This window comes from Synechococcus sp. R55.8, from assembly GCF_047461895.1.
Taxonomy (GTDB): domain Bacteria; phylum Cyanobacteriota; class Cyanobacteriia; order Thermostichales; family Thermostichaceae; genus Thermostichus.
Genome location: NZ_JANSIB010000024.1, coordinates 16,585 through 18,769, shown reverse-complemented (window position 1 = coordinate 18,769; position 2,185 = coordinate 16,585). Strand labels below are relative to the sequence as shown.

General features: G+C 61.0%; 3 protein-coding genes. All 3 read left to right on the top strand.

From position 1 onward, the window contains the following. A partial coding sequence (locus tag NW829_RS04035; RefSeq protein WP_414416490.1) for a sensor histidine kinase occupies positions 1–686 on the top strand: 686 nt, incomplete at its 5' end. A gap of 109 nt (positions 687–795) precedes the next feature. Beyond that, the gene (locus tag NW829_RS04030) at positions 796–1,554 is read left to right on the top strand and encodes a sensor histidine kinase (protein ID WP_414400573.1); all 759 of its coding nucleotides are present in this window, start codon (positions 796–798) and stop codon (positions 1,552–1,554) included. Positions 1,555–1,577: 23 nt separating this feature from the next. Next, a partial coding sequence (locus NW829_RS04025) for a response regulator (protein ID WP_414416489.1) occupies positions 1,578–2,185 on the top strand: 608 nt, incomplete at its 3' end.

The window sequence follows — 2,185 nt, the reverse complement described above, 5'->3', positions numbered from 1 at the left end:
TGCGGGCTCTCATCCACGAGATCCAGACGCCCCTCAGCACCATCCGCACCTTGGTTAGTCTCATCCTGAAGCGGTGCGATCTGCCGTCGCGGGTACGGGAATACGTGGAGAAAATTGACCGCGAATGTACCGAGCAAATCAACCGCTTCGGGCTGTTTTTCCAGGCTACAGAAACGGTGATGCCCGCTGCTACCCCACAGGAGGGGCGTCGGCTTCAGCTAGAGCCCATTGCGCTGGTGGACTTGGTGCGGCAAAACCTGCCTCGCTGGCAGGAGCAGGTGGAACGGCGGGGATCCCAACTGGAGCTGGAGATTCCCGATGAGCTGCCGGATGTGGTCAGCGATCCCAAGGCGCTGGAAGCGGTGCTGTTTGGCATGGTCGACCGCATTGCCCGCAGCACCCCGGCTGGCAGCCACATTCGCGCCCAGTTGGTCAGCGCAGGGGAGCTGGTCAAACTTCAGTTTCAGGTCAACACACCTGAGGGCAGCGACGCCACTGTTGCCGCAGAGCCCAAATCCCCTCAGGCCATTGGGCAGTTGTTGGTCGTGCAGCCGGACACAGGTGCAGTAAGCCTCAGCCTTCCCGTCACCCAAACTCTGTTCCGCGCCTTGGGGGGCTACCTCACCGTGCGCCATCGCGCCCGTCGGGGGGAAATTCTCAACATCTACCTGCCCCGCCAGCTATAAGCCACCCAGTTGGGATCCCGATAGCGTCTCAGGATTGATATGGCGGATTGCAGGGGAGGTAGGGCTAGGATCGATCTGCCAGCGCCGGGAGAGTCTAGAGATTGGATCCATGCCGAGAGCCAGAAAAGTTGCTGAACACCATCCAGAGCCTGAACCCGTCTGCGGAGCCGGAGAACCCAAGGTTAAGGGGGTCACTCTTTCTGCCCAGCAGCTTTCCACTTTGCTTCACGAAATGCGCAATCCTCTCACCGCCCTGAGCACGCTGGCCAAGTTATTGCAAAAACGCTTGCCCCCCGAGGATCGCAACCACTGGATTGGCCTGAGCATTGAACAGGAGTGCAAGCATTTGCAGGAGCTGCTGGCGGAGTTCGAGCGTTTGGACGGGATCCCGGCCCCCCTCCAGCTTCAGCCCCTCTCCTTGGCCGACCTGCTGCGGGAGTGGATCCCCATTTATCAAGCCTTGGCCGAAACCCAGGGACACCACTTTCAAGCCGTCCTGCCCCCTTCCCTACCCCCTGTACAAGCCGATCCGCGTGCCCTGCGCCAGGTGCTTGATAACTTGATCGACAACGCTTGCAAGTACACCCCGCCCCCAGGTGAGATCCGGCTGAGGGTGGAGTTGGGTGAAGATCCCTCAACTGCTTCGCAACGGGAAGTGTTCGTTGCCGTCTGTGACAATGGCCCTGGTATTCATCCTGAGAATCTGGAGCGGATCTTCGATCCCTTTTTTCGGGCAGATCTTTCTAAGCCGGGGCAGGGGCTGGGGTTGGCCATCAGCCGCGACTTGGCCACCCGGATGGGCGGAGATCTCCAGGTGGAAAGCTCTCCCCAAGGCTCCTGTTTTTGCCTGAGATTGCCCACAGGTTAGTAGGAAGATTGTAGAGATATGGGATGGCAGGTGCCGCCAAACGCTTGAACGCTACCCAGGAGCTGCAGATGGCCTCTTCTCCCCCAGCCAAACCCGAACCCCCTGCTGCCAGTCCAGCAGCCCGCATTCTGCTAGTAGATGATGAACCCGGCTTACGGGAAGCGGTGCAAGCCTACCTCGAGGACAGCGGCTTTGAGGTGATCCCGGCGGCCAACGCCCAGCAGGCTCTGCAACTGCTCAGCACGGCCCAGCCTCAGTTGATCATCTCCGACATCATGATGCCGGGCATGGATGGCTATCAATTTTTGGCCCAACTGCGAAAACTCGAGCCCTACAGCCATCTGCCGGTGGTGTTCCTCACCGCCAAGGGGATGACCGCCGACCGCATCCAGGGTTACCGGGCCGGTGTCGATGCCTATTTGCCCAAGCCCTTCGATCCGGAGGAGCTGGTGGCCATCGTCTCCAATCTCATTGAGCGATCCCGCGCTGCCAGCCCTTCGGAGGTGGTGGCCCGCGAGCTGGCCTCGATTCGCGCCCTGCTGTCGGAGCGCACCCTTGCCACAGCCACGCCTGCCCAGACCTCTGCCCCCACCCCCCTGCCCCCACCCATCAAGGTAGAGCTGACGCCGCG